General features: G+C 39.4%; 26 protein-coding genes. 11 read left to right on the top strand and 15 right to left on the bottom strand.

From position 1 onward, the window contains the following. Nucleotides 1-36: 36 nt before the first annotated feature. Complete coding sequence (locus K3T81_RS01935; protein ID WP_238017893.1) at nt 37-879, top strand: lipoate--protein ligase family protein; 843 nt, start codon at nt 37-39, stop codon at nt 877-879. Between the two features lie 226 nt (nt 880-1,105). Beyond that, on the top strand, nt 1,106-1,831 hold the full coding sequence (locus tag K3T81_RS01930; RefSeq protein ID WP_238017891.1) for a DUF4181 domain-containing protein: 726 nt from the start codon (nt 1,106-1,108) through the stop codon (nt 1,829-1,831). An 89-nt stretch (nt 1,832-1,920) separates the two neighbouring features. Here the strand turns inward: K3T81_RS01930 and pta are convergent, their stop codons facing one another. Beyond that, the gene (gene pta, locus K3T81_RS01925; protein ID WP_238017889.1) at nt 1,921-2,895 is read right to left on the bottom strand and encodes a phosphate acetyltransferase; all 975 of its coding nucleotides are present in this window, start codon (nt 2,893-2,895) and stop codon (nt 1,921-1,923) included. A 226-nt stretch (nt 2,896-3,121) separates the two neighbouring features. Between pta and hemQ the strand changes: the two genes are divergently transcribed. The 3 genes from hemQ (at nt 3,122) to K3T81_RS01910 (ending at nt 5,012) form a co-directional block, all read left to right on the top strand. Next, the gene (hemQ, locus tag K3T81_RS01920; RefSeq protein ID WP_036578548.1) at nt 3,122-3,871 is read left to right on the top strand and encodes a hydrogen peroxide-dependent heme synthase; all 750 of its coding nucleotides are present in this window, start codon (nt 3,122-3,124) and stop codon (nt 3,869-3,871) included. A gap of 297 nt (nt 3,872-4,168) precedes the next feature. Further along, the gene (gene gerQ, locus K3T81_RS01915; RefSeq protein ID WP_238017887.1) at nt 4,169-4,642 is read left to right on the top strand and encodes a spore coat protein GerQ; all 474 of its coding nucleotides are present in this window, start codon (nt 4,169-4,171) and stop codon (nt 4,640-4,642) included. Nucleotides 4,643-4,760: 118 nt separating this feature from the next. Beyond that, nucleotides 4,761-5,012: a hypothetical protein gene (locus tag K3T81_RS01910; protein WP_238017885.1), complete on the top strand. Its 252-nt coding sequence runs from the start codon at nt 4,761-4,763 to the stop codon at nt 5,010-5,012. On the opposite strand, the gene K3T81_RS01905 is transcribed toward K3T81_RS01910, so the two are convergent. From K3T81_RS01905 to K3T81_RS01875, 8 genes are all read right to left on the bottom strand, one after another. Then, nucleotides 5,007-5,375, bottom strand: coding sequence for a DUF423 domain-containing protein (locus tag K3T81_RS01905; RefSeq protein WP_036578553.1), 369 nt, complete (start codon nt 5,373-5,375; stop codon nt 5,007-5,009). The genes K3T81_RS01910 and K3T81_RS01905 overlap by 6 nt on opposite strands. A gap of 18 nt (nt 5,376-5,393) precedes the next feature. Then, on the bottom strand, nt 5,394-5,693 hold the full coding sequence (locus K3T81_RS01900) for a YwdI family protein (protein WP_238017883.1): 300 nt from the start codon (nt 5,691-5,693) through the stop codon (nt 5,394-5,396). 154 nt (nt 5,694-5,847) lie between these two features. After that, entirely contained in the window at nt 5,848-5,982 is a 135-nt protein-coding gene (locus tag K3T81_RS19455; protein WP_259343645.1) for a hypothetical protein, read from the bottom strand. 202 nt (nt 5,983-6,184) lie between these two features. Beyond that, nucleotides 6,185-6,757 carry a cytochrome c oxidase subunit 3 gene (locus tag K3T81_RS01895; RefSeq protein WP_238017881.1) on the bottom strand — a complete coding sequence of 191 codons (573 nt, stop codon included), beginning with the start codon at nt 6,755-6,757 and terminating at the stop codon, nt 6,185-6,187. A 1-nt stretch (nt 6,758) separates the two neighbouring features. Next, nucleotides 6,759-8,669 carry a cytochrome c oxidase subunit I gene (gene ctaD / locus K3T81_RS01890; protein WP_238017879.1) on the bottom strand — a complete coding sequence of 637 codons (1,911 nt, stop codon included), beginning with the start codon at nt 8,667-8,669 and terminating at the stop codon, nt 6,759-6,761. 23 nt (nt 8,670-8,692) lie between these two features. Continuing rightward, nucleotides 8,693-9,379, bottom strand: coding sequence for a cytochrome c oxidase subunit II (coxB, locus tag K3T81_RS01885; protein ID WP_238017877.1), 687 nt, complete (start codon nt 9,377-9,379; stop codon nt 8,693-8,695). 277 nt (nt 9,380-9,656) lie between these two features. Continuing rightward, nucleotides 9,657-9,965, bottom strand: a complete 309-nt coding sequence (locus K3T81_RS01880) for a phasin family protein (protein ID WP_238017875.1) — start codon at nt 9,963-9,965, stop codon at nt 9,657-9,659. A 14-nt stretch (nt 9,966-9,979) separates the two neighbouring features. Next, nucleotides 9,980-11,476 carry an AarF/UbiB family protein gene (locus K3T81_RS01875; RefSeq protein WP_238017873.1) on the bottom strand — a complete coding sequence of 499 codons (1,497 nt, stop codon included), beginning with the start codon at nt 11,474-11,476 and terminating at the stop codon, nt 9,980-9,982. A gap of 514 nt (nt 11,477-11,990) precedes the next feature. On the opposite strand from K3T81_RS01875, the gene K3T81_RS01870 reads away from it, so the two are divergent. Beyond that, nucleotides 11,991-13,340 (top strand): YjiH family protein, encoded by a 1,350-nt coding sequence (locus K3T81_RS01870; protein WP_238017871.1) that lies wholly within the window; start codon nt 11,991-11,993, stop codon nt 13,338-13,340. 155 nt (nt 13,341-13,495) lie between these two features. Here the strand turns inward: K3T81_RS01870 and K3T81_RS01865 are convergent, their stop codons facing one another. Then, nucleotides 13,496-14,482, bottom strand: coding sequence for an acyltransferase family protein (locus K3T81_RS01865; protein ID WP_238017869.1), 987 nt, complete (start codon nt 14,480-14,482; stop codon nt 13,496-13,498). A gap of 648 nt (nt 14,483-15,130) precedes the next feature. Next, nucleotides 15,131-15,985, bottom strand: coding sequence for a non-homologous end joining protein Ku (gene ku, locus K3T81_RS01860; protein ID WP_238017867.1), 855 nt, complete (start codon nt 15,983-15,985; stop codon nt 15,131-15,133). 276 nt (nt 15,986-16,261) lie between these two features. On the opposite strand from ku, the gene K3T81_RS01855 reads away from it, so the two are divergent. Then, nucleotides 16,262-18,064, top strand: coding sequence for a DNA ligase D (locus K3T81_RS01855; RefSeq protein WP_238017865.1), 1,803 nt, complete (start codon nt 16,262-16,264; stop codon nt 18,062-18,064). 196 nt (nt 18,065-18,260) lie between these two features. Here K3T81_RS01855 and K3T81_RS01850 read toward each other — a convergent pair whose 3' ends face one another. Continuing rightward, the gene (locus K3T81_RS01850; RefSeq protein WP_238017863.1) at nt 18,261-19,655 is read right to left on the bottom strand and encodes an L-cystine transporter; all 1,395 of its coding nucleotides are present in this window, start codon (nt 19,653-19,655) and stop codon (nt 18,261-18,263) included. Between the two features lie 409 nt (nt 19,656-20,064). Between K3T81_RS01850 and tnpA the strand changes: the two genes are divergently transcribed. Together tnpA and K3T81_RS01840 are read left to right on the top strand one after the other, a co-directional pair. Further along, nucleotides 20,065-20,463 carry an IS200/IS605 family transposase gene (tnpA, locus tag K3T81_RS01845; RefSeq protein WP_119575137.1) on the top strand — a complete coding sequence of 133 codons (399 nt, stop codon included), beginning with the start codon at nt 20,065-20,067 and terminating at the stop codon, nt 20,461-20,463. 10 nt (nt 20,464-20,473) lie between these two features. Beyond that, a complete protein-coding gene (locus K3T81_RS01840; RefSeq protein WP_238017861.1) occupies nt 20,474-21,586 on the top strand; it encodes an RNA-guided endonuclease TnpB family protein in 1,113 nt (370 codons plus the stop codon). Nucleotides 21,587-21,783: 197 nt separating this feature from the next. Here the strand turns inward: K3T81_RS01840 and K3T81_RS01835 are convergent, their stop codons facing one another. After that, on the bottom strand, nt 21,784-22,224 hold the full coding sequence (locus K3T81_RS01835) for an OsmC family protein (protein ID WP_238017859.1): 441 nt from the start codon (nt 22,222-22,224) through the stop codon (nt 21,784-21,786). A gap of 65 nt (nt 22,225-22,289) precedes the next feature. Then, entirely contained in the window at nt 22,290-23,468 is a 1,179-nt protein-coding gene (gene chrA / locus K3T81_RS01830; protein ID WP_238017857.1) for a chromate efflux transporter, read from the bottom strand. Nucleotides 23,469-23,648: 180 nt separating this feature from the next. Here chrA and K3T81_RS01825 point away from each other — a divergent pair, with 180 nt between their 5' ends. Beyond that, complete coding sequence (locus K3T81_RS01825) at nt 23,649-24,338, top strand: Na-translocating system protein MpsC family protein (protein WP_238017855.1); 690 nt, start codon at nt 23,649-23,651, stop codon at nt 24,336-24,338. Nucleotides 24,339-24,510: 172 nt separating this feature from the next. After that, nucleotides 24,511-24,684, top strand: coding sequence for a hypothetical protein (locus K3T81_RS01820; RefSeq protein WP_238017853.1), 174 nt, complete (start codon nt 24,511-24,513; stop codon nt 24,682-24,684). 196 nt (nt 24,685-24,880) lie between these two features. Here the strand turns inward: K3T81_RS01820 and K3T81_RS01815 are convergent, their stop codons facing one another. Next, the gene (locus K3T81_RS01815; protein ID WP_238017852.1) at nt 24,881-25,663 is read right to left on the bottom strand and encodes a TerC family protein; all 783 of its coding nucleotides are present in this window, start codon (nt 25,661-25,663) and stop codon (nt 24,881-24,883) included. Between the last annotated feature and the right edge of the window lie 87 nt (nt 25,664-25,750).

The raw sequence follows: 25,750 nt of genomic DNA, 5'->3' as shown, positions 1-25,750 counted from the left end.
ATTCTTAAAGAAAGCCTAAACGGTAAAGGAGTACTTATGAAAAATTGGAAAGATATTATCCGACATCAAACATTCCGTTATATTGACCATTCTAATCAACCAACCTTTCATGGTGAACCATATACTGCAATGACCTCCTTTGCTATCGATGATGCGTTGGCACTATCGGTAAGCGACGAGCAGTCACCACCTGCTGTTCGACTATGGGTACATGATGAAACAATTGTCCTAGGGATACCCGATGGAAAGCTACCCTATATAGACGAGGGTATTGCATTTCTTCAACAGGCTAAAAAACAAGTCGTGATCCGGAATTCGGGAGGACTTGCTGTCGCCCTAGATAAAGGCGTATTAAACATTTCCTTAATACTTCCGGGTGTAAAGCAACTCTCCATTCAAGACTGCTATGAAGCCATGGTAAGCTTTGTTCAGTATATGCTACATGATCTGACAGACGCTATTGAAGCTTATGAGATTGTACAATCCTATTGTCCTGGAGACTATGATTTAAGTATAAACGGCAGAAAGTTTGCTGGTATATCACAAAGGCGTGTGAAGGACGGCGCCGCCATTCAAATTTACTTAGATGTAGAAGGAAACAGTAAGGAACGCGCAACACTGATTCAGCAATTTTATGAAATTGGTAAAAAGAATGAGAAGACTTCCTTTAGTTACCCAAATGTCGACCCAAGTGTAATGGGTTCCCTTTCTGAACTACTCGGAATTGATTTGACGGTTCAGGATATGAAGCAACGTGTCACCCAAGCATTGGCAGTTTTCTCAGAGAATGTTGTGACGATGGATTTCTCGGATGTAGAGATATCCCATTTTGAAAAGAGATTAAAACAAATGCACAAACGCAATGAAAAAATTCAATAGATGGCATTATTCTATCCTACTTCGACCATAACGGGTTAAGGTAGGTTTTTTTATCCCGGTGCAACTACCAATCAGTAGGGGAAGAACGAAAACCCCCACTGATTGAAGTTTCACTTTATGACGAAAAACATTTCCCTCCCAAAGTATGGCACAATCCGTGGCTTTGATATGTTAGGATAAGAGAAAAGAATTGTAGTCGCTTTCACTTCAAGGGGGGAGAGTATTCGTGTCTGGAATCTCCATTTTCAGCACTTTTATTTTGTTAGGAACACAGCTCGCGAATTATCTGATTCGACAACATTACAATATCGAAGAAGAGAAACAACCTATCGACCACAGACAAAAAATTATAAAGCGCATTTTTTTATTCCTGCTTATCATGATTGTAACTCTTTTATTCATTTATTCTACCTTGCAATTAACGTTGTTAATAGCAATGGGCGCTTCCATATTCTATACCGGGTACCAATCTCTTGTTGAATATAAATATGCCCAAGAAGAAAAACAATATATTTTCCATTTTGTCCGTATGATTGGATTTGCTATTATCTTTACCAGCATTCTTTATATTACACAACGAATTATTTCTATTGAGGAAGTCGTACAAGATGAAGAACTATTCGATCCTAGAACGATCGAACAACTGGAGATTGAAAACTATATGTGGAACGGGGATAGGTCAAATGAACGGATGATTACTATAGAGGATTCAAACTTGATCAATCGTTTGTTTAATACGCTGTTTACCCTAGAGGTTCGCGAAAGTCTAGAGGTTAATGTAGACTGGGATGAGATTTATAGTTTAAACATGCAAAATCAACCTATTTATTATATTGATGTTAGTGAGAAGTTGATCAACATCGGCTACACAACCTACGAAATCGTTGGTGAAAATCCTATTTATGAGATGCTTGAGGAAATGGAAGTGGATTGGGAAAAATCAGCATACTAACATTAGGAACCTTAGTGGATAACAAAAAAACAGAACAGGTCGAAGCATATGCTCCGAATCTGTTCTGCTTTATTTATTTTAGCTATTTATTACTCAGCTGCTTGTGCTGCAGTGATTAACGCTAGCTTGTACACGTCATCAGAACTACAACCACGTGATAAGTCATTTACAGGTTTGTTCAGTCCTTGAAGGATTGGTCCAACTGCTTCCATGCCACCAAGACGCTGGGCAATTTTGTAACCAATGTTCCCTGCTTCTAGACTTGGGAATACAAATACATTAGCATCCCCTTGAATTTCTGCATCAGGCGCTTTTTTGCTTGCAACGCTTGGAACAAATGCAGCATCAAATTGGAATTCACCATCAATTACAAGAGATGGGTTTTTTTCCTTAGCAACTTGTAAAGCCTCTGTTACCTTTTCTGTTTCGGGAGACTTAGCTGATCCTTTTGTTGAAAAGCTTAGCATTGCAACGCGTGGATCAACGTCAAATAGCTTTGCAGTTTCCGCACTCTCTACAGCAATTTCAGCAAGGTCTTGGCTGTCTGGGGTAATGTTAATTGCACAGTCTGCGAATACATATTTCTCGTCATCGCGAACCATAATGAACACACCGGAAGTTTTTTTGATACCTTCCTTCGTTTTGATGATTTGAAGTGCTGGACGTACCGTATCTGCTGTTGAGTGTGCAGCACCACTAACAAGGCCATCTGCCTGGTTCATATAAACGAGCATCGTACCAAAATAATTTTCATCAAGCAGAATCTTTTGTGCATCTTCTTTGGTTGCCTTACCTTTACGTCTTTCGACAAAAGTTTCCACCATTAGATCGAATTCCGGAAAATCATTTGGGTCGATAATAGTAGAAGTAGACACGTCCACTCCAGCTTCTTCTGCCTTTTGCTTCACAGCTGCGCGCTCTCCAATTAAGATGGGCTTCAATACGCCTTCCGCTCCTAGTTGGCTAGCAGCTGTAAGAATTCGCTCATCTGTGCCTTCTGGGAACACAATGCTTTTGTTGTTTGAAGAGATTCTTTCTTTTAATTGATCAAATAATTGACTCATGTTTCTTAACCTCCTGATTGCTTATAGTTAAATTCTAGATGATTTGCATAGTAAATCAAAGAAATTGCTCCCGTTGACGGAGACTTTTTTGACAGACCTATGACAATATATCAAATTTCAGGGGAATTCGTCATCTCATACACAATCTATGTCATGAATATCATTCCCTAATTATGCTATAGTAAAAACATACACATAACATTTATAAATTTAAGGAGAGATAAATATGGTCGAAGCAGTAGAAACCATGGATGGCTGGTATAGTTTGCATGACTTACGTTCCATTGATTGGAATGCATGGAAACTGGCTACAGAAGAAGAACGAAAACAAGCAATCGACAGCCTTCACAAATTACTTGATAAATGGGAAGCTGTAGAAGAGGCGAAAGACGGCAGTCAGGTTCTATATAAAGTACTTGGTCAAAAAGCTGATCTCATGTTTATGTTCCTTCGCCCCACTATGGATGAGCTTTCTGAAATGGAAACAGAGCTTAGCAAATCTAAAATGGGTGAGTTTTTGCTACCAGCCCATTCTTACGTATCTGTTGTAGAGCTTTCTAAATACCGTGAGTCTAAAGACGGGATTGATCCAGAAACATTACCTGAAACGCAAGCACGTCTTAAGCCTATCCTTCCTAAATGGGAATATATTTGTTTTTACCCAATGGATAGAAGACGCCAAGGTGATGAGAACTGGTATACATTAGAAAAAAATGTTCGGGCTAAAATGCTTTATGAACATAGCAAGACAGGACGTAAATATGCAGGTAAAGTGAAGCAGATCATTACAGGCTCAATCGGCCTTGATGACTGGGAGTGGGGCGTTACCCTATTTGCACACGAACCACTTGAGTTCAAGAAAATCGTGTATGAAATGCGCTTTGATGAAGTGAGCTCCAAATACGGGGAATTTGGTGAATTCTTTGTAGGAAACCATCTTCCAAAAGAGCATCTTCGGACCTATCTTTCCATATAATTAGTTTGAAAAGGGGCTGCCTAGAAGTCGATAAGTCGATCAGGCAGCCCCCTTTCTTTTATTTTCACATCTATTTCTTTTTGCATATCTGCCTACTTTCCTACATATCTATTAATAGTGAGTTTTGCACCAAGATTTTGCGGAAATGAGGAATGCCTATCGGATAATAACTGTCCACCCAGCAGTTGATGGAATGTAGGACGTTTTAAGGCACACCGTAATGCCAGCAATGGATCGACTACAAGTCTTCCGGTGATGTGGCCTTGAAAATAGAAGTAATTATTAGGAGGGATTTACATGAGTGAAAGTCAAGAAAATCAAGAAAACCAGCAATTACCACAAGGAAATCAATATCCAAGTTACCCATATTATTATTACCCAACGGCCTCTCCAGCATATTATCCTGTCTATAACACACGCCAACAATATCCCCAACAAACCCAGCAGACACAGCAGCAAATGCCTTCAGGATCTGAGCAAGGTATGCTTCCACTACAAGAATCTTATATTGAAAATATTCTACGTCTAAATCGTGGCAAGCAGGCAACCGTCTATATGACCTTTGAAGGAAATAGTCAATGGAATGCCAAAGTCTTTAGGGGAATTATTGAAGCTGCAGGAAGAGATCACATTATTTTGAGTGATCCACAATCAGGAAAACGATATTTACTACTTATGGTTTACCTTGATTATGTAACTTTTGATGAAGAGATCAATTATTCTTATCCGTATGGTAATAACTCTTCCATGTCCTCTTATGCACCAAGATAACAGATTGATAATTTGGACTGCGATTTCGACATTTAATAAAAAGGATGACCGGGAAGCTGCATCCCTGGGTCATCCTTTTTCCTAATATTATTCAACTGCCAAGCAAAGGGGTGATCATATGCGGCATCCGCTAGAAAAAATTATCCGCATCGAACTGCTAACCATTGCGCTTGCGCTGGTCATCGGTCTTATTTCCATTATTCAAGGTTATCTATTTCTCACAATAGCAAGTCTGTACCTAGTTACTATTAGCTTTAGTTGTTCCGCACTCCTTGAATGGCAATCTCACCAAACTGCTCAAGGGGCCAAGCATGCATTGCGCGCTTTCCTTATATTTCTTATTGCAACCTACCTGCTTTTTCAACTATAAATATTTTGCAACGGCTGTACCGATAAGCACCCAGCCAATCAAAAACGCCACGCCACCAATTGGCGTAATCATGGCAAACGTCTTAATAGATGTAACGGAATAAATATAAAGACTACCAGAGAATAAAATAATTCCTGCAAAAAACATGGAACCTGCCCATACAAGACTACCACTTGTGAACTTAGCCATCAGCAAACCCGTTACAAGCAATGCCATCGTATGAAACATTTGATAGGTGACTGCTTTTTCCCATGTTGCTATGGCCTTCTCTGATATTCTTCCTTCAAGCCCATGTGCTCCAAAAGCACCAAGCGCGACTGCTAAAAACCCATTAATTACACCTAGTAGTAAAAATAACTTCATTATTGTAGCCCCTCTCTATTAAAAGTCAAAGATGGAATCCCCGTTCCCTTCATCATCGTCAAGAAAATTATGTTGCTTGTTCGATTGTTTCCCTGTGGCATCTTTCCCCATCATTGCCTTTAGTTCCTCAGTTGAAATATCATCTATCTTTGTTGTTGTTTCAGACTGCGTTGTCTGCTCATCTTCAAGGAATAAATCGCATAATAATCTTACACTTCGTACATGCTGTTGCACGATGCGATCATCATATTTATTTGCTTTCGCCTGCTGTAATTCCTTCATCATCTTTTGTATGATGGTTTCATTTGCAACCGCCATCACCATCGCTCCTTCATTAGGTTCATTCGTGCATATTATAACACGAGCTTACTCATTGAGAGAACTAAAGCGAAGCTAGTCTATATATCAAGCGGTCGAGGGTATTTTCCCAAACTAAAAAACCTTGGATTACCAAGGTCCCATGTAAAAAATATTAATTATTTATAATTTCTTTTTGTTCTGCCGCATAGCGATCATACACCCATTGCAAAAACTGCTCTTCTTTAGCCTCAAGCTGTCTGCCCAAACTGTTTGTGGTATCTTCACATATTTGCAAAAAGCTCTCCATTTCGCTACGTTCCCCCCAAGCGATGACACTTTTAATCTTGAAGCTATTGTATCGCGATTTCCTCGTATTGGCAACAAGTAAATTACTAATTTGCTGAATTTACAGATAACTACTGGTTTTGACATTTTATTTTCGTTTCATTGTGACAATCTTTTATCGAGATGCAGTTTTTGGCATCATATGCTAGTAACAAACTATCCGACTATAATAAGTATGGTAAGTAAACAATTCCAATGATAAACACCCAGACAACATCAACGAAATGCCAATAATAAGAGAAAATGCTTAGCTTTTCCGTGAAAAGTGTTAGTGGTATTTGTCGAAAATATTGAACAAACAGAACAGCCATCCAGCCAATTCCAAACGCCACATGGGCTGCATGGAGACCAACTAGCACATAATAAGAGGACATGAACACATTTACCCCCATTCCGTGTCCCTCTCTTACAAAGCTTGCAAACTCATATACTTCAAAGCCTAGAAAAATAATGGCAAATAACATCGTTATTCCTAAACCTGTTAAAAAAATATTTTGCTTTTCACTCTTTAAAGCCCGCTCCCCTAACCATAAAGTACCACTGCTAGATAAAAGAAAAAAGGAGGAAAGAATGACAGTTTTAGCTTCAAAGATTTCAGATGGTTGGGGACCATTTGAAGCAGGAGTGAAGATTAAATATGTCGCAAAAAGTACGGCAAACATAATTGCCTCCACACCCAGATAAATAAAGAACCCCATTTTTTTATCGTTAAATAAAGCTTGTTCAGCACGATTCATCCTATTTCCTCCTTCCATAATGGTCTTCACGTTCATCCTTTAATGAACGTACTACAAGCAGTGTAAATAAAATGAAGGCAGATAAAATAGACAGCCAATACCAAGAAAAGGTAAGACCCAGTGACAGAAAGAAAAGTGTCGATCCGATAAGAAAAGGTAAAATAGATTGCACTTCAAGAGGTGTTGCTCGCACTTGATCCGTTACAGGCATCTTCTTCCCAGCCGACTTTGCAAACCAAAATGAATCGATTCCTTCAACAACAGGCATGGGATCAAACGTATGCTCAGGTGCTGGGGAAGCTACACTCCATTCCAGTGTTCGACCATCCCATGGGTCATTTCCAACCTTTCTGCCTTCTTTATATGTCTTATACACATTCCAAATAGCAAATAACATGCTAACCCCCATCAAAAATGCTCCGATTGTACTCATAAAATTAAGCTCTGCTAATCCGCCTGAATCATCATAGGTGTAAACTCGTCGTGGCATCCCCTCCAAACCAGTGATATGCATAGGGAAGAAGGTTAAATGAAAGCCAATTAAGAAGGTCCAAAAATGCCACCTACCTAGCTTTTCATCCAAGACATACCCAGTGATTTTTGGATACCAGTAATACAACCCAGCAAATATCCCCAAAATGGTAGAGGCGATAATGACGTAATGGAAATGTGCTACTACAAAATGCGTATCATGGAATTGAAAGTCTGCTGCAGATACGGAAAGCATCACTCCTGTTACGCCACCCATAACAAAGGATGGAATAAAGCCTAGTGAAAAAAGCATCGGCGTCGTAAAGCGAATAACGCCAAGTCGCATGGTAAATAGCCAGTTGAACACTTTAATTCCAGTTGGTACAGCAATTAACATAGTCGTTATCGCAAAGAATGTATTTGCCATTGGGCCGAGACCGACTGTAAACATATGGTGTGCCCACACCATAAACCCTAAAAAGCCGATCAATGCCACAGACAGCACCATAATTGGGTAACCGAAAACCCTTTTCCTTGAGAAGGTCGAAATAACATCAGAAAAGATACCAAATGCCGGAAGAGCGAGAATATAGACTTCCGGATGACCAAATATCCAGAACAGATGCTGCCAATAAATCGGGTTTCCCTCTGTCCCTGAGAAAAAGCCTGCGCCAAATAGCCGGTCAAACATTAATAGATAAAGGGCAATGGCAAGTACAGTGAAAGCGATTAGGATTAAAAATGAAGTAATTAAGGATGTCCAGGCAAACAATGGCATTCTAGTCATTTTCATTCCCGGGGCACGATGGCGCACAATGGTTACAATTAAATTTAGAGCCGTAAAAATCGTTCCCAACCCAGAAATCTGTAAACCAAATATGTAAAAATCACTGCCCGCACCGGGTGTGAATTGCTCTGTTGATAACGGTGCATAGCCTGTCCAGCCAATCTCTGGTGTCATATTAAGGAAGAAGGAAATATTAAAGAATATAGATCCGAAAAAAAACAGCCAGAATCCTACTGCATTTAAGAATGGAAAAGCAAGATCCCTTGCCCCAATTTGCAACGGTACGACCGTATTCATTAGGCCTAAAAGAAGAGGCATCGCTACAAAGAAAATCATCATTGTACCGTGTGTTGTAAAAACCTCATTGTACTTTTCACCTTGAAACACCCAAAAATCATTATTGGGAAAAGCTAGCTGTGTGCGGATAAATAATGCATCCAACCCAGCTCGAAAAAAATAAATAATACCAAATAATATATAGAGGATACCAATTTTCCGATGATTGGTCGTCACCATATACTCCCATATAAGCCCTAAACGTTTCTTCTTCAAGACAAGAAATACCACAACAGCGCCTAATAGGAGGGTGAAAACCCATGCTGCAAGAACATCAGAAGGCAACATGATATTAACTCCAAATAAAGTAAATTTCATTTATACCACTCCTGCATGACAGTTTACTTTTCATTTAAATAGCTGGCATACTCGTCTGCTGAAACAACTTCAGCCTCAAACTTCATATTTGTATGGCCCAGCCCACAATACTCCGCACATTTTCCCTCGTATGTACCAATTTGCGGATTCTTAATTTCATATACTAATTCTCTATCAGGCATGACATCCACCTTACCACCAAGTCTTGGAACCCAGAAAGAATGAATGACATCCTCTGATTTAAGATGGAGGAGGATTGTTCCCCCTTCCGGTATTACCAAACGATTTTGTTCGGTTTTCCCGTTTGCGTGCTCAAACGTCCAGTTAAATTGTTCTGCGGTCACTTGCACCGAAGTTCCCTCCTGTTCGGATTCAGTAGATAGCACAGGTGACTGGTCATATGTCATCATAATAGTGGGAACAGCTAATATCGCAAGCAAGAGGAGTGGGCCGATTACCCAAGCAGTCTCCAGCCACTTATTCCCTTTTACATCAGGTGGAATATTATCTTTTCTTTCCTCCGTATACCGATATTTAAAAACAAATCGTATAAAAAGAATGGAAACAACCAATACGACTATCAACATTAAGGAAAAACTGTATATAATTAAAAAAGCTTGATCATTCGCAGTGTCACTTCGCGAATCTAATACCTTTATATTACAGCCCGTTAATAGGAGTAAGAAGGGCATTACCAGAAGTCTTTTCATACCTATCATCCTTTTTTGGTAGTTGGAACAGATCAAAGCGCTAGGTGCTGGACGCGATCGTTTTTGTCAAAAAACGATGTCAGATCACACTTGCATAAACGCTAACCATTTCCCTATATGACATTCCCTTAAACACACCAGAGAAGAATAGAGAGGCTAGAAGGTTTGTGACCATTCTTATCCTGCACCCAATAACGTTTGCTCCAATGCAAAAAAGGTCGAACGTACTCTATTGAGTAATCGTTCGACCTTTAACTATATTGAGATTGTTCTTCTATTAAAGTTCGCTATTCTGCCCAAGCTTTGTTTCTAGTTCTGTGATTCTTGCGCGAAGTTCATTGATATCTTCTTTTGTTGCCAAACCAAGGTCTTTCGCCATTTTTTGCGTTTGTTCATATTGCTTTGCGCTCCACTCGTCCTTTTTCATTTCTCCCTTGTCCATGTATGTTTGCATGACAGATCTTGCCTCATCTTGGGAAAGTTCATTCTTATCAACTAGCGCTTTGAACCTCTGGTCAAGCTTTTCTTTGCTTGTGACAGCTGCTCCTATACCTAGTAAAAATCCTTTTTTTAATACTTCATTCACTTGAAACACCCCCCTCACTGTTCCGACCGTAGAAATCGGTAATGGCGTATCATACTAAGCCCTAAACCTGCGAAGCAGACAATAGAACCCCACATGAGGAATATGCTAGCTGTTGAGCCAAGATTTGAACCAAGCAGGCTAACACTCCCACTAAATACTCCTAAAGAGAATAACATGATCTCCAGCACAAGAAGAAAATGATGCTTTAGCTTCATTTGCTGCTTCTTCTTGTCCCATTGCCTATCCTTTTCCCCATTTTCCAGCCAATTTAACATCGCTCTAGGAAAAGAAAAAACCGGCTGAATTGTATCCTTTGCGTACTGTTTGTAAATCGACTCAATAAGCCGCCTGCCACCAAACCATTTTTTGACTTTTCGCTTTACCCACTTATCCAACTCGACATCCGGATAGATTGCCAGTAAAATCCCAAGGACGATAGACATTGCTCTACCCAGGTAAGCATATTCTGCAGATAGCTGAATTGGTTGATCCTTTATAAAGATACGAATGTCCTCTTTCAGCTGTTCCATTGTATGTGCATCCAGCGTTTTAAATGATCCATTTTGATACATCTCTACCGTGTGCTTAATCATTTGTTTGAGCTTTGCTCGGTTTGCATTAGGCAAAATAAACTTCATATCATCAAGGACGTCAATCACCCGATCATAGTCATCCATTATTACATTTTGGATAATTTGCTTAAAATAATGGATATCTTGGTTGCTCACTGATCCGATCATACCAAAGTCGATAATACACAGGGTGCCATCCTTCTGTAAGAGTATATTTCCGCCATGTGGATCAGCATGAAAGCTACCTTCGTTAAGAATCTGATCAGCATAAAATTCGAATAACCGCTTAGCTGTCTGCTCAACCGAAATGTGATTTCGATTCATAAAGGCAATATCAGTTACCTTTGCACCATCCACCCATTCCATAACAAGAACCTTTTCTGTACATAGATGCCGATAATAATCTGGAATATGAATGTGCGGATTTTCTTTAAATCGGTCTTGGAAGTACAGTGCATTATCTAGCTCTTGATGAAAATTAAGTTCTTTATCCATGACCGTAATTAACTCTGTATACAACGATTTGAGATCAGCTTTTCTTCCAAACGAAGTGAATACAGAGAGGATCCAAAAGACGATGCGAAGTGCGATAAAATCCATGTGAAAGATTTTCTCTATCTGATAGCGCTGCACCTTAATGGCTACCTTCTCCCCATTTTCTTTTAATGTCGCAGCGTAAACTTCTCCAATAGAGGCAGAGGCGATCGAATCTTCATCAATATGGTCAACCACTTGATCAACTTCCGTACCCCATTCATCCTCAAGTAAGCTTTTTGCATACGAATAGGGCATGGGTGGCACTTTATCGACAAGACCACTTAATTCATTAATAAAAACTTGTGGCATAAAATCGGTCCTCGTACTAAGAAACTGTCCGACCTTTATAAGAACACCACCTAGCTGAACAGCCCGTTTCCGATACTCTCTAGCTTGTTTCATTAACAACCTGTCCCATTTCTGCCTTGTCCGCTCATCCCAGATACTATGTATAAAATGGAAGGAGTATATTTGCACAAGAAACTTGCAGGCCATCCAAACCAAAATGCTGCAACGATAAATAAGATTGTAATTTCTTTTGTTTCGCAACGTAAACACCTCTGTTATCAATACCCTACTTTATCCTTGAATAAAACAGGTTTTACCTTTCCAAGAAAAAGGTATAAAAAGATGGAGCAACGCTCTCTTGCTAAGTAGCTATAAATCTATAAGGAGAGGTTATAAAAAAACACAAAAACGCATAAATATTTGTCGAATCTAATATACTCGCTTATAATACAAAAGGGAGTTTCTCCGGTAGTGTGTTTTTTAAAGGGTCTCACGCCTAGATCGTTATATATTTCGTAGTCTCAATGTATGCATAAGAACATAGTAATTACTATATGCCTGCAAAATCAAACAGACCTATACAGGAGAAACCAAATCAGAAAAATTATGTTACCTAGGTGGTATTTATATGGAAAAAAATCATTACAGAATTAGTGATCATATTAAGTTTATTATTCCCTCTTTAATTGGGGTATTTCTCTTCATGTTCCCGCTCAAAACCGATGATGGAGTGACCATCCCAATTGCATTGTTGGCAGGAATCGTGCAGGATGCTCTTGCAGGCCGTCTTTCTGCCATAATGATGGTTATTATTGTCTTAACCGCAGTGTTTACCTTAATAGCTAAAATGTCCGGTAAGGATGCCTTACAAAAGACGCCCTTTTTCCAACAGCTATTTTATGTAAGTTTATTTTGGACAATTACCCGTGTGATAGCGGCTATATTCGCTGTGATGGTGTATTTCGAACTTGGCCCATCATTTATACACGGGGCAGACACTGGAAAAATGCTGCTTGATGACCTGCTTCATGTACTCTTTGCAGTCTTCTTGTTTGCTGGATTGTTTCTACCACTCTTAATGAATTTTGGGTTACTCGAACTGGTCGGTACGATGATGACCAAGATTATGCGTCCATTGTTCAAGTTACCAGGAAGAGCTTCTATTGATTCCCTCGCTTCTTGGATTGGCGATGGAACAATTGGTATTCTACTTACAAGTAAACAGTACGAGGAAGGAAATTATACCAAGCGAGAAGCTGCCGTGATTGGTACGACATTTTCGATTGTATCCATTACCTTCTCTCTTGTCATAATTGGCGAAGTCGGACTTCAACATATGTTCGTCCCATTTTACTTAACTGTTTTATTTGCTGGTTTTGTAGCAGCACTTATTATGCCTCGTATCCCACCACTATCCAGAAAAGCGGATCGTTATATCGATCCTAACTCGGACGGAGTTAGTGAGGAAATACCAGAAGGTTATAATGTCTTCACTTATGGTTATAAAAAAGCGATTGATAGAGGTAGAAAGGAAACAAGCTTCTACCAATTTATTAAAGAAGGCTTACAGAATATCCTTGATATGTGGATGGGTGTAGCACCTGTCGTAATGGCTTTTGGGTTGACGGCATTAATTATTGCGGAAAACACTCCACTCTTTTCATGGCTCGGTGTTCCCTTTATTCCAGTATTGGAGTGGATGCAAGTCCCATCAGCTACTGCAGCATCTGAAACCATATTAATTGGCTTTGCCGATATGTTTTTACCAGCAATTCTAGCTTCAGGAATTGAGGAAGAAATAACGCGATTTATTATCGCAGCATTATCTGTTACCCAGCTGATCTATATGTCAGAGGTTGGGGGATTATTATTGGGGTCTAAGGTTCCTGTATCGTTCAAGGATCTTGTTGTAATTTTCTTGCTCCGTACACTCATTACCTTACCTGTCATTATCTTAATTGCACATCTAATCTTTTAAACAGCAAAACAGACGGCCGTTAAATGGCCGTCTGTTTTTTATATTAAAAGGGGGTATCATATATATACGTTTTAATCGAGAATTTGTTTCGTTCATTTGACTAAAATAGCTTACTCTTTGTATAAATGAGACGTTTTCCCTAGTTTCAGGGAAACTTACGTTTTCAGATTTTGTTTTAGAATGGATGCTTTTCCTTCTATTACTGGCTGCCATAATCCCAGGATTGGTCTACTTGAAAGTAGAAAGACGAGACCCAGTGATAATGCTGCTAATCCAAGAAAATCATGCAGTCCGTTAATCTGAAACACGTCTGCCTGACGAAAATACTGGATGAAAAAGCCGTGCAGTAGGTATACATACAATGTACGTGCACCTAATTTCGTCCAGTTATAGTGTGCTTTAGGAATCCATGCCAACACACTGACGACCATGATAGCTGCCGTAATATAAACTAGCAAGCGAGCAAGTCCCCCATACTCTGCCATTCCTAGATCACCATATGATTTAGAAGCAAGAAGCCAGCCCGAGTTAAACTCTGGCATAAAGTAAATACTTAGAAAAACAGCACTCATAATAACAAGAGAAGCTATTTTAACACTTTTATGTTTTAAAAGCATGATCTGCTTTTCAGTCAAAAAGTAACCGATTAAGAAAAACGGGAAGAATACAAAGGTTCTTGACAGGCTAAAGGTATGACCAATTTCGCCAAAGTACCCAATGATTAAACCAATTTGCAAAGCAATTGCAATACTTAACAATGGAGGCATTTTTTTAAACCAATATAATAAAAGATGCCAACTGAATAAGCTAAACAAAAACCATAACGCCCAGTGGGGACTAAAAAGATCTGTCTGCCATCCTGATTTCCCTATTAAGAAATAATAGCCGGTGTACAATACTTGAAAAATCAAGTACGGCACGAGCAGCTTCTTAACTAGATTTATAATATAACTGAAGTTCCCTGCGCCTTTAGCAAAAAAGCCAGACATTAAAATGAACGCAGGCATATGAAAGGTGTAAATCCAAGAATATAATGTGCTCATTTCTCTTGATCCATCTACGAAAGGTTGTATCATGTGGCCGAATACAACGAAGAAAATTAAAACGACCTTCGCATTATCAAAAAAGGCATTTCTTTCCATATCTCTCATCCTCTAATAGTTAAATTAAGGTTGCATATTTCACTTTACCTCTTTTTCTATAAAAATATATAGGTTGGCCGCCGATTTTATGTAGTTGTTAGGAGCATGTAAATGTTTTGCAAAAAAGCCTTCAAACTGTAATGATCATGGTGTAATTTGCCACATTTTCAAAAGTACCTTCTCACGTTCTTGCTAAGCTAGAATTAAAAGGCCTGGGAAATTGGAGTATCGGTAAAGCAAAAACCGGACGAATTTATTAAATACGTCCGGAACTTTTTATAACATTATGGATACGAGACGCATTAATTAGCGGAGGAAAATATAAGACTCCAGTGGGAAGAGCACGAGTTTGAAGACCCCGGAAGAAGCGTTTTTTGCTTCTGAGGAGGCTGAGGCCGTGCCCACGGAAAGCTTGTATTTTTCGTAGCGATAAGTATGCAGTACCCTAGATTCTTTTATTAAATTGTTCACTTTATAAAGTGAACCTTCAATCAGTGGGGTTTATATCCTTCCCTCACTGATTGTTAGTTGAACGAATCGGGGAGTTAGCGTCCGTTTACTCCCACTTAAACATCACGGTTTCACTTCATGTTTGAAGGGTGAGTCTTACGGACGGTTGCACCGGGATAAATAGAACAAACCGTATTTTTATGTCGCAGTTTTCTTTTTGGTCGTACTCTTTACTTTCTTGGTCGGTTGCTTTGGTTTTGGTTTATCCTGTTTTGCACGATCAAGTGATGCCTGCAAGGCGTCCATCAAATTCGTTGCACCCTCCGTTGTAGGCTTACCTTTCTCCGTTGCAACCGGAGTTGTCGTTTCTTCATTATTTTTCTTCTGTTCAATAAGCTCCATCAGGGCTGTGCGATACTCATCTGTATATTTTTCTGGTTCAAATACTGTTGTTAGTTGCTCAATAAGCATTTTGGCAGTATCCAGCTCTTTTTCCGAATTAGCTGATGCCTCAGGAACATTCGGCACATCCGCTACATTCCTTACCTCGTCTGGATAATGAATGGTCTCTGCGACCAAGGTATTTTGGTAAACACGAATTACAGCCAGCTGTTCTTTAGATCGAATAATCATTTTAGCTACCCCAATCTTACCTGTTTCCTCTAACGCATTCCGTAACAGACTATATGCCTTAGTGCCCCCTTCATTCGGGGATAGGTAATAGCTTTTTTCAAAATAAATGGGATCAATTTCCTCTAATTTTACAAAGTCGACAATCTCCACCGCTTTATCCTCTTGCTCTTTCTGCAATGCTGCTAAATCTTCTTCATCAAGAACAACAAATTTATTTTTTGCATACTCGTAAGCCTTCACGATCTCTTCTTGCTCAATTGGCTTATCACATATTGGGCAAACTTTTTCATACTTAATTGGTGATTGGCATTCCTTGTGTAACTGACGAAGCCTTACATCCTTGTTCTCTGTTGCAGCATGCATTTTGACAGGAATATTTACTAACCCGAAGCTTATAGTACCTTTCCACATGGTGTGCATCCGAATTCCTCCTTTTTCACTAGTTTGCCGGAAGTTGTAACGTTTTATCCAAACTGTATGTTTTTCCAGTGGAAAACGAAAGCTATAAAGTGAAACTTCAATCAGCAGGGGTTTTCATTCTTCCCCCATTGATTGTTAGTTGAACGAATCGGGGTGTTAGCGTCCGTTGTCCCACTAAAAACTAAGGGTTTCACTTCATGTTTTGAAGTGGGAGTCTTACGGACGGTTGCACCGAGATAAAAAGCATTCATCCATTAGGAAAGAGGGGTTGGGAAAATGGCCGTAATGAAACCGATAGCAAGCTCAGATATACCAACAGGCGAAGAATGGCTGTATGAGATAAAATATGATGGTTTTCGTTGTGTGATACATTGGGAGAAGGACAGGATTCGACTAACAAGTAAAAACGGAAAAAATCTGACAGACAGCTTTCCTGAAATTGTAGAATTTTGCTTAAAGCATGAGTCAACTGTCGCTAATTTTCTCCCACTCATTCTAGACGGGGAACTTGTCGTATTAAATACTGATTACCAGACAAATTTTGCGCTTGTTCAACAACGAGGTCGATTAAAAGACCCCACAAGGATAAAGCAGGCTGCAGAACAGCGACCAGCTTCTTTCCTCGCATTTGATATCCTTGGTCTGCATGGGACTTCAATAGAGAAGGAACCGCTAATGAAGCGAAAGGAAACCCTTGCTACTGTTTTTAAGCAGATAGGCAAAGGCAAGACACTTTCCTACGTTCCCGCTCATTCTAATCCAAAGCAACTATGGGATATTCTTTTTGACCATAAAGGGGAAGGACTGATTGCAAAACGAAAAAATAGCACGTATCAAGTCGGAAAAAGCCATCGTGATTGGTATAAAATTAAAAATTGGCGAAAGCTGCATGGATTTCTTACCACATACGATTCACAAAATAACTACTTTTCCATTGGTATATATCAAGAGGAGGACGATGTAACCGAAATTGGGAAATGTGCCCATGGACTGAGAGAAACAGATTTTCGCACATTGAAAGAATTGTTTCTTACAAATGGCGAAAAGAGAGGTGCTTTCTATCATCTCCCGCCAGCTATTTGTGCCCAGATTCACAGTTTAGATTTATACAAAAATGAGCTTCGCGAACCGGCCTTCGCTTCCCTTCTCCCACTTGAGCAACCTTCTGCAATGACGAGAAAACGATTAAAACTGGACATGGCAATGCTCCCTGAAACGATCGAACTGACGAACACGGATAAGACCTTTTGGCCTAAACCAGGATATACAAAAGGGGATTTGCTCACATATGTAAGGGAGATTTCGCCTTATATGCTCCCCTTCTTAAAGGAGCGAGCCTTAACGATCATTCGGTCCCCTGATGGCGTGGAGGAGGATTTCTTTTACCAAAAACACCTTCCAGAATACGCGCCTGATTTTATAGAGCGAATACCCGCTGGGGATAATGAATTTCTCCTAACTTGTGAAGGGCTTGATTCACTCATGTGGTACGCCAATCATGGCACGGTAGAATACCATATCCCGTTTCAAAAACGGGCTTCAGAATATCCTGCTGAAATTGTGTTTGATTTGGACCCACCAGATCGAAATAGTTTTCCGCTTGCCATTGAAGCAGCTAGCTTACTTAAAGAACTACTTGATCAGCTTAACTTGATATCGTTTGTAAAAACATCTGGAAACAAAGGGCTTCAGATTTACATTCCGCTTCCTGAGAAAAGTATGTCTTATGAACAGACTGCCCTTTTTACACAGGCAATGGCCTGGACAATTGAAAAAGCCCAACCAAAAAGCTTTACTACGGAGAGAATGAAGAAAAATCGTGGCGGGCGTCTATACATTGATTATGTTCAGCATGGAAAAGATAAGACCATAATTGCGCCATACTCTACACGTAAAACAGCAGAGGCGACCGTTGCCACTCCCCTCTTTTGGAATGAGGTCAAGGATGGGCTATCACCCGAGCAATTTACGATAAACAATGTTCCGGGACGCGTAAAAGAACTTGGTTGCCCTTTTTCCAATTATCAACTTGCCAAGCAGGAACAACAAACTGAATCGATTCTTACATTGTTTACCTGATTAGAAAAACTCGCATTCGCTCGTCTTTTAGCAATGTATTCGTTTTTCTTATACTTGGGACTTCAAAATTTTAACTACGTCGTTATTGCTTCCTAGCTAAAATTTTATACTTTCCTAATGTGAAATAAATAAAGCCGAAAGACCATTCGTAATGATCTTTCGGCTCTCGCTTTAAATTTACTTAACAGTTTTTATATTACAATGATGTGTTTTCTTCAATTGCGGTTTTATCATTGTACGTTTTAAGGTTTAAAGTTTTCATGATTCGTGAAGTAATCGTTCCAGAAACCATTGCACCGTTAACGTTAAGCGCTGTACGACCCATATCAATTAAGGCCTCTACAGAAATTAACAAACCAGCAAGCGCAACAGGCATATTCATAGAAGATAGTACAATTAGTGCTGCAAAGGTTGCACCACCACCAACTCCAGCGATACCAAATGAACTAATACCTATAATTAACACAAGCTGTAGAATGAACATTGGATCTAATGGATCAATTCCCACAGTCGGCGCAATCATAACAGCAAGCATGGCAGGATATACACCAGCACAACCATTTTGCCCCATTGTTGCCCCGAAGGATGCTGACATGTTTGCCACACCTTCATTTACACCAAGCGAGTTTCGTTGAGCCTGAATATTTAATGGAATCGTACCAGCACTTGAACGAGACGTGAAGGCAAATCCTAATACAGGTATTACTTTTCGTAAATAAACCATTGGATTTAAGCCGAATACACCTACAAGTACGAGATGAATGATGAACATGACAGCCAATGCAACATAAGAAGCTATCACAAATTTACCTAATTCTATTATTCCAGCAAAGTCTGTACTTGCCACCGTATTTGCCATTAATGCAAGAATACCAAATGGCGTAAGTCGTAAGATCAGTGTAACGATACGCATAACGACTGCGTAAAATGAGTTTACAATTTTAGTAAATGTTTCTGCCTGTTCCGGATTCTTTCTTCTTACCCCGAGCACTGCAATTCCCACAATAAGTGAGAAGATTACCACTGCAATAACGGAAGTGGAACGCTCCCCTGTCATATCAAGGAAGATATTTGATGGGATAAAGTTAAGAATCTTATCTGGAGTTGACTGGGCCTCTACATCACCTAGCCTATCCTCAAGCATAGAACCACGTTCACTCTCTGCCTGACCTGCTTCAATTTGTTCAGCACTAAGATCAAAAACTGTAGCTGTTAAAATTCCGACCAATGCTGCAACCATTGTTAAAGAAATTAAAGTCCCGATTATCCAAGCAGACATTTTACCAAGCTCTGCTGTTTTTTCCAGATTAATAATCGACTGAATGATGGAAACCATAACGAGTGGAACAACGATCATCATTAGTAATCGTACATAACCACTACCTACAATACTGTACCAACCCGTTGTTTCGGTAAGCACCTCTGAGCCAGCACCATAAATTAATTGCAACACCGTACCTAGCACTATTCCTAATCCCAAACCAGTAAATACGCGTTTTGTAAAAGAAAAATGCTTTTTTTGCATCCAAATAAGTAAACCGATGATTGCTAATAACACGACAATGTTTAATACAATATATAAAACATCCATTTTGTTGCCTCCTTTTCCTCCTGTTTTAGTTATCCTCTAACTACGATATGTATGTAGTTAGGTAATTACCTAAATCCAGTCTATGCAGACGGATCTTCTATCGTACGTTATATTATATATAATTCCGATAAAAATAGTATGCTTTAATAAGATACAATGCATCATACAAAGTGTCAAGGGATTAATTTCATTGTCAAAATGGCTAAAAGGGAATGAGAGAAAAATACATTAAATGTAGTACTTTAACGTATTTACGAAAGAAGTCTCCCTTCTTCAAGCGTGTGAAGGGCATATCCCAACGGTAAGGGGGAGATGAATTTCGTTTGGGCGATAGCCCAGAGGCCTTTTCTTCTAGCTTTTCCCTTAACATGGTATAATCAGTCGTATAAAGTATAAGGAATGATATACAATGAAATTAGACAGCAATAATCATTCAGTATTCTTAATGCATTACCACCTTGTGTTAGTTGTGAAATATCGAAGAAAAGTAGTAGATGATACGATTTCAGACTATGCTAAAGATAAATTTGTGTCTTTATGTGAAAAATATAATATTACATTGGTGGAATGGAACCACGATATGGACCATGTTCATATTTTGTTCAAAGCACAACCCAACAGTGAATTATCGAAATTTATCAATGCCTATAAAAGTGCCAGTTCAAGACTTATCAAGAAGGACTTTCCTCATGTTCGTAAAAAGTTATGGAAAGAAATGTTTTGGTCAAGAAGTTTTTGTTTGTTAACGACTGGTGGTTCTCCTATTGAAGTGGTGAAAAAATACATTGAAAATCAAGGGATAAAGTGAGGTATTTGATATGGCTAAACAACATAAAGCATATAAGTTTCGACTTTTTCCAACAAAAGAACAGGAATTCGTTATACGAAAGACCTTTGGTTGTGTTCGCTTTGTTTATAATAAAATGTTAGCAGAACGAAAAGAAACGTATGAAACCTTAAAAGAGAATAAAGAAGAATGGAAAAAGGTAAAACATCCTACTCCTGCTAAATTCAAAAAAGAATACGAATGGCTAAAAGAAGTGGATTCTTTAGCGTTGGCAAACGCACAATTAAATTTAGATAAGGCATATAAAGCCTTTTTCAAAGGAAATGCTCGATTTCCGAGATTCAAAAGTAAACGACATAAACAAAGCTACACAACGAATGTCGTTAATGGAAATATTCAGTTGTTGGATGGTCATATCAAATTACCTAAATTGAAAAGCCTTAAAATGAAACAACATAGAAAGATACCATTAGAATACAAAATAAAATCTTGTACCGTATCTATGAGTGCATCAGGAAAATACTATATTTCTATTCTTACAGAATATGAGAAGGAGATAGAAAGCAAAGAAATTGAAAAAGTGGTGGGATTAGATTTTGCGATGGATGGGTTGTTTGTCGATAGCGAGGGTGAGAAAGCCAATTACCCTAAATTTTATCGACTAATGCTTGAAAAATTAGCAAAAGAACAACGTAAACTTTCCCGTAAAAAGAAAGGCTCTTCAAATTGGAATAAACAGCGTATTCGAGTAGCTAAGATTCAAGAGAAAGTAGCAAATCAACGGAAGAACTTTCTGCACTATAAATCAAAGGCGTTAGTTTCTAAATTTGATGCTGTCGTAATTGAAGATTTAGACATGAAAGGAATGGCACAAGCACTTAAATTTGGTAAAAGCGTTGCTGATAATGGATGGGGAATGTTCACTTCATTCTTACAGTACAAACTCAAAGAACAAGGGAAACACCTTATCAAAATTGACAAATGGTTCCCATCTACCAAAACGTGTTCAAGTTGCGGAAAGACCCAACCAATGCCTATGGAAGTGAGGATATACACTTGTTCGTGTGGACTAAATCTGGATAGAGATTATAATGCAGCACGTAATATCAAAAAAGAAGGCATTCGCTTGTTAGCAACTACCTAATGAAAATACAAACTCTTGGAACAAGAGGGTTAGCTTGGTCTATTTCGTCAGCTACCAAAAGTGATGATTACCCAAGAAGCCCCCACTTCAAGCAACCCATAAGGGTGGGAAGTGGTGGGAGCAGTTCACTTAGACAAAAACCGCACGAGCAATCGAATTAAGAAGGTATTCGATCTCGTACGGTTTACATTTAATTTCTAGCCTAACGTTGGTTCTAATTCGACGTCTACATTGCCTTTAATCGCACGTGAGATCATACAGCTTTGTTCAGCCTTATCAACTAACCGTCTAAGCTTTTCCTGCTCCCTCTCTGTTGCGGTAGGTTGTAGGTACACGGTTGGTTTATGGACAATCTTCTTATAGGTTATAACGCCGTCTGTTACATCAACATACCCAACAGATTCAAGCTCCATTTGTTTCAAAGGAAGACTGGACCGTTCGATCATAGCAGCGAGCGTTATAAGATAACAGGTGGCAGCTGCTCCTAAAAGCATTTCATCCGGATTTGTTCCTATACCAGGGCCATCCATTTCCTTCGGTATAGAAATTTTGGTTTTTAGATTCCCTGCTTCAATAAATCCTTCACTATTTCTTCCACCAGGCCAATCTGCCTTTAATTGAAATAGATGTGTTGCCATAAGTATCACCTCTTTTCCCATACTACCAAATTAACTTTATAACAAGGGAATAATCTGCTTCATGATTACAGAATACCGAGTAACACCTCTCCACCTAGGACCCCAATCACAACTACTGCCCAGGCAGGGATTTTCCAAAATTGCATTAGAGCAAATAAAATCACCGCTAAGGCAAAGTGCTGGCTACTTAGAATCGCGCTAGTAAACACTGGATTATAGAAGGCTGCAAGTAATATACCAACAACACTAGCATTCACACCAATTAACATACCCTGAAAGGATTGCTTTCCTCTTAATTCACTTAAAAAAGGCAAGGCACCAATGAGCAGTAGAAAGGACGGAAGGAAAATAGCGACCGTTGCGACAATCGCACCTAGTATTCCTTCCATCGTCGTACCTATATAAGAAGCAAAGGTAAATAGAGGTCCTGGTACGGCTTGTGCCATCCCGTATCCGGCGAGAAATTCACTCCCTGTCAAAAATCCAGGAGGAACGATTTCCTGCTCTAACATCGGTAACACTACATGTCCCCCACCAAATACGATGGAACCAACTCGAAAAAACGTGTCGAATAGTTGAATATAGGCATTTGACACAGTTTGCGCAAGAATAGGGAGCCCAACAAGCAGCAAAGCTAGTATGCTAAGTGATAAAACACCCTGTCTTTTCGTAATAGAAATGGAGAACGTTGATAGAGAAGGCTGCTTTCCCTTTCTGAAGCCTACATAGCCGACAAGCGCCGCCATTACAATGACCCCTATTTGCACCAAAGCAGATGGGAACATTAGCATAATAAGCATGGCCACAAGGGCAATCCCCATCCTCGGCCTGTCTGGCGCAAGTTTTCTTCCAAGGCCCAGGACCGCATGAGCCACCACTGCTACCGCAACAACCTTCAAGCTTGCAATCCAAGTTGTATCCCCTAATTGGAAATTCTGATAAAACAATGCAAACAAAACAAGGATCAGCACAGATGGAAGGGTAAAGCCAAGCCAAGATACGATTCCTCCAAGTAAGCCGCCACGCATCATTCCTATCGCAATCCCAACTTGACTGCTCGCAGGACCAGGGAGAAACTGACATAGTGCAATAATGTCTGCATAGAGTTTTTCATTTAACCATTTGCGTCTATCTATGTATTCTTCTTTAAAGTATGCCAAGTGTGCTACTGGACCACCAAACGAAGTAAGGCCAAGCTTTAGCGAGGATCTTAGTATTTCTAATTGTCTTTTTTCTTTCTTCATAAATACCTCCTATAAAAACAGTTAAAATAAAAATACCATACTTTCTACTAATGTTAAGCAAAATTTACATAATCTTTACATGAAAGGTTTGTTGGCACTCTATAGTGGGTAATGTTATACTAAAAAATAGGGAAAGCAATATAATGTGTCTTCCTCTAAAAGAAGGATGGAACGAAACGAATGGAAAAGACGTTAGAGACCACTTTAGCCAGTACGATTGGCAAACTACTTCGTGATAATTTTGGGAAGGGACCTGGCTCGATATACGTAAGTGTCGGCAAACCCTTTATTACGATGTATTTAAGAGATTTTTTAGCCCCAATGGAAAATGTGCTATTAAGTCAGGACAATCCATTACGTGTACAAGAAACACGTGATGCCTTGATGAATAAACTTATCCCAGAGATTCAAAACATTATTGTTGCGGAAACAAATGAACAAGTTAAAGGCATTTATTATGACTGGTGCTTAGATAAAAAGACAGGTATTATCTTCGCAGAATTTGTTTCAAATGAGAATTATGAAAATAATCGACTTAAAGACTATCCAGAAAAGGATGGCATACACGAAGAAATTAACCGATTCACAGAACAGGCACAAAAAGTACCAGAAAAGCTACATTCTTATAAGCTAAATTCGCGAACGATTGTGTCGAAACGCGATAAAATATTTGTGGAGATTGAACAAGAGTTAATACGTTCTGGTTTTAATGAACAGCTTCGCTTAGCTAAAAGGAAACTAGAAAAAAGCCTAATAAACAAACCATACCTCGAAGCAGTGCTTGGTTTAACAATAGATGACATATTTGTCGATTGGGATTTTTCAGATGACGCAGGATACGTCATATTAATATTAAATCCAACTAAATAATGGTGGGAATGTCTGGACAATAGTGCCAAGAGATAAGCCGAAAAGGAATCTTTCTTCCTTCTCGGCTTTTTTATTTTCATTTAGATAGCAGTGATATACAGAAAAATATTCATCGGCGTCTGACTGGAAGTGCTTGCGTGTTTTAGGAAGGACTAATCAGGAGGGATACGACATGTTCAAAGTGATGGTAATAGGAAAAAACAGGATTCGCGCATACCTCGCAGAGAACGACAAAATCATTACATTCTCAAATTACAAGGCTGCCGAAAGCTATATAGAAAGGATTTTGCAAGCAGATATTTTACCAGACAACTATTCATTACAAATTGAGAAGATGAGTAGCTAAGTGAAACGTCCGCTTAGTAGCGAATGAAGTAAGCAAGGTAGTTCAAGTGGCCGCTCCCAGCTCCAGCTAAAGGCGTTGTTGTTAGCCGATCTACCTTCGTGGTGCTCAAAAGCTCGGGTGTAAGAAAAAACGTGAGGACGTCTTATACCGAAAAAAAGCAGTCATCTCTATAGAAAGATGACTGCTCTCGTCTTGCTTAGTTATTTGTATTATCTTTAACTTTCTCGACCGTACGTCCAGAGACAAACCAACCTACAACCGCAATCCCTACCAATACTACATAGAAAATAGCCTTCCATAAAGTAGAATGTGGGAAATCATGTGGAATCAACGCAATATCCTCATGCGCAAGCACGATCAGCGCTAGCTTCACACCAACCCAACCAACGATGATGAATGCGGCGATTTCCAGGCCAGGGCGCTTGTTAAGTAAATCAACAAAAATATTCGCTGCAAAACGCATAATGATAAGTCCGATCATGCCGCCTGCAAATATAACAATAAATTGCCCTGTATCAAGACTCCCGATTGTTCCAAGCCCCGTTGCTGGAAGTGCCACAGCCAAAGCTACGGCTGCCAAAATAGAATCGACCGCAAATGCCAAGTCAGCAAACTCTACTTTAAGGACCGTCATCCAGAAGCCACTGCCTTTTGCCTTTTCGGATTCTTCTTGTTCTTGAACCTCTCGCTTTGGCTTTAACTTGTCATACAAATGTTTAATCGACATAAACAATAAGTACAATGCCCCTAATGCTTGTACCTGCCAAACGTCAACAAGAAATGAAATAACAAATAGTGAGCCAAATCGCAGCACAAACGCTCCAGCCAGCCCGTAAAATAATGCCTTTTTGCGTTGCTCTTCCGGAAGATGTTTTACCATAATGGCAAGCACTAATGCGTTATCCGCAGCTAATAATCCTTCCAGACCAATCAAAACAACAAGTACCCATAAGTATTCCAATAATAAATCTACTGGCATGTTTTTTCTCTCCTTTTTATGATCCTACCAACAGATAAGAACATAAAAAGACCCTTACCTGTTAGTGGTAAAGGTCTCGCAAACAAC

Source organism: Oceanobacillus jordanicus (assembly GCF_022095695.1).
Lineage (GTDB): Bacteria > Bacillota > Bacilli > Bacillales > Amphibacillaceae > Oceanobacillus_B > Oceanobacillus_B jordanicus.
This window is presented reverse-complemented; position numbering and strand designations above follow the sequence as displayed.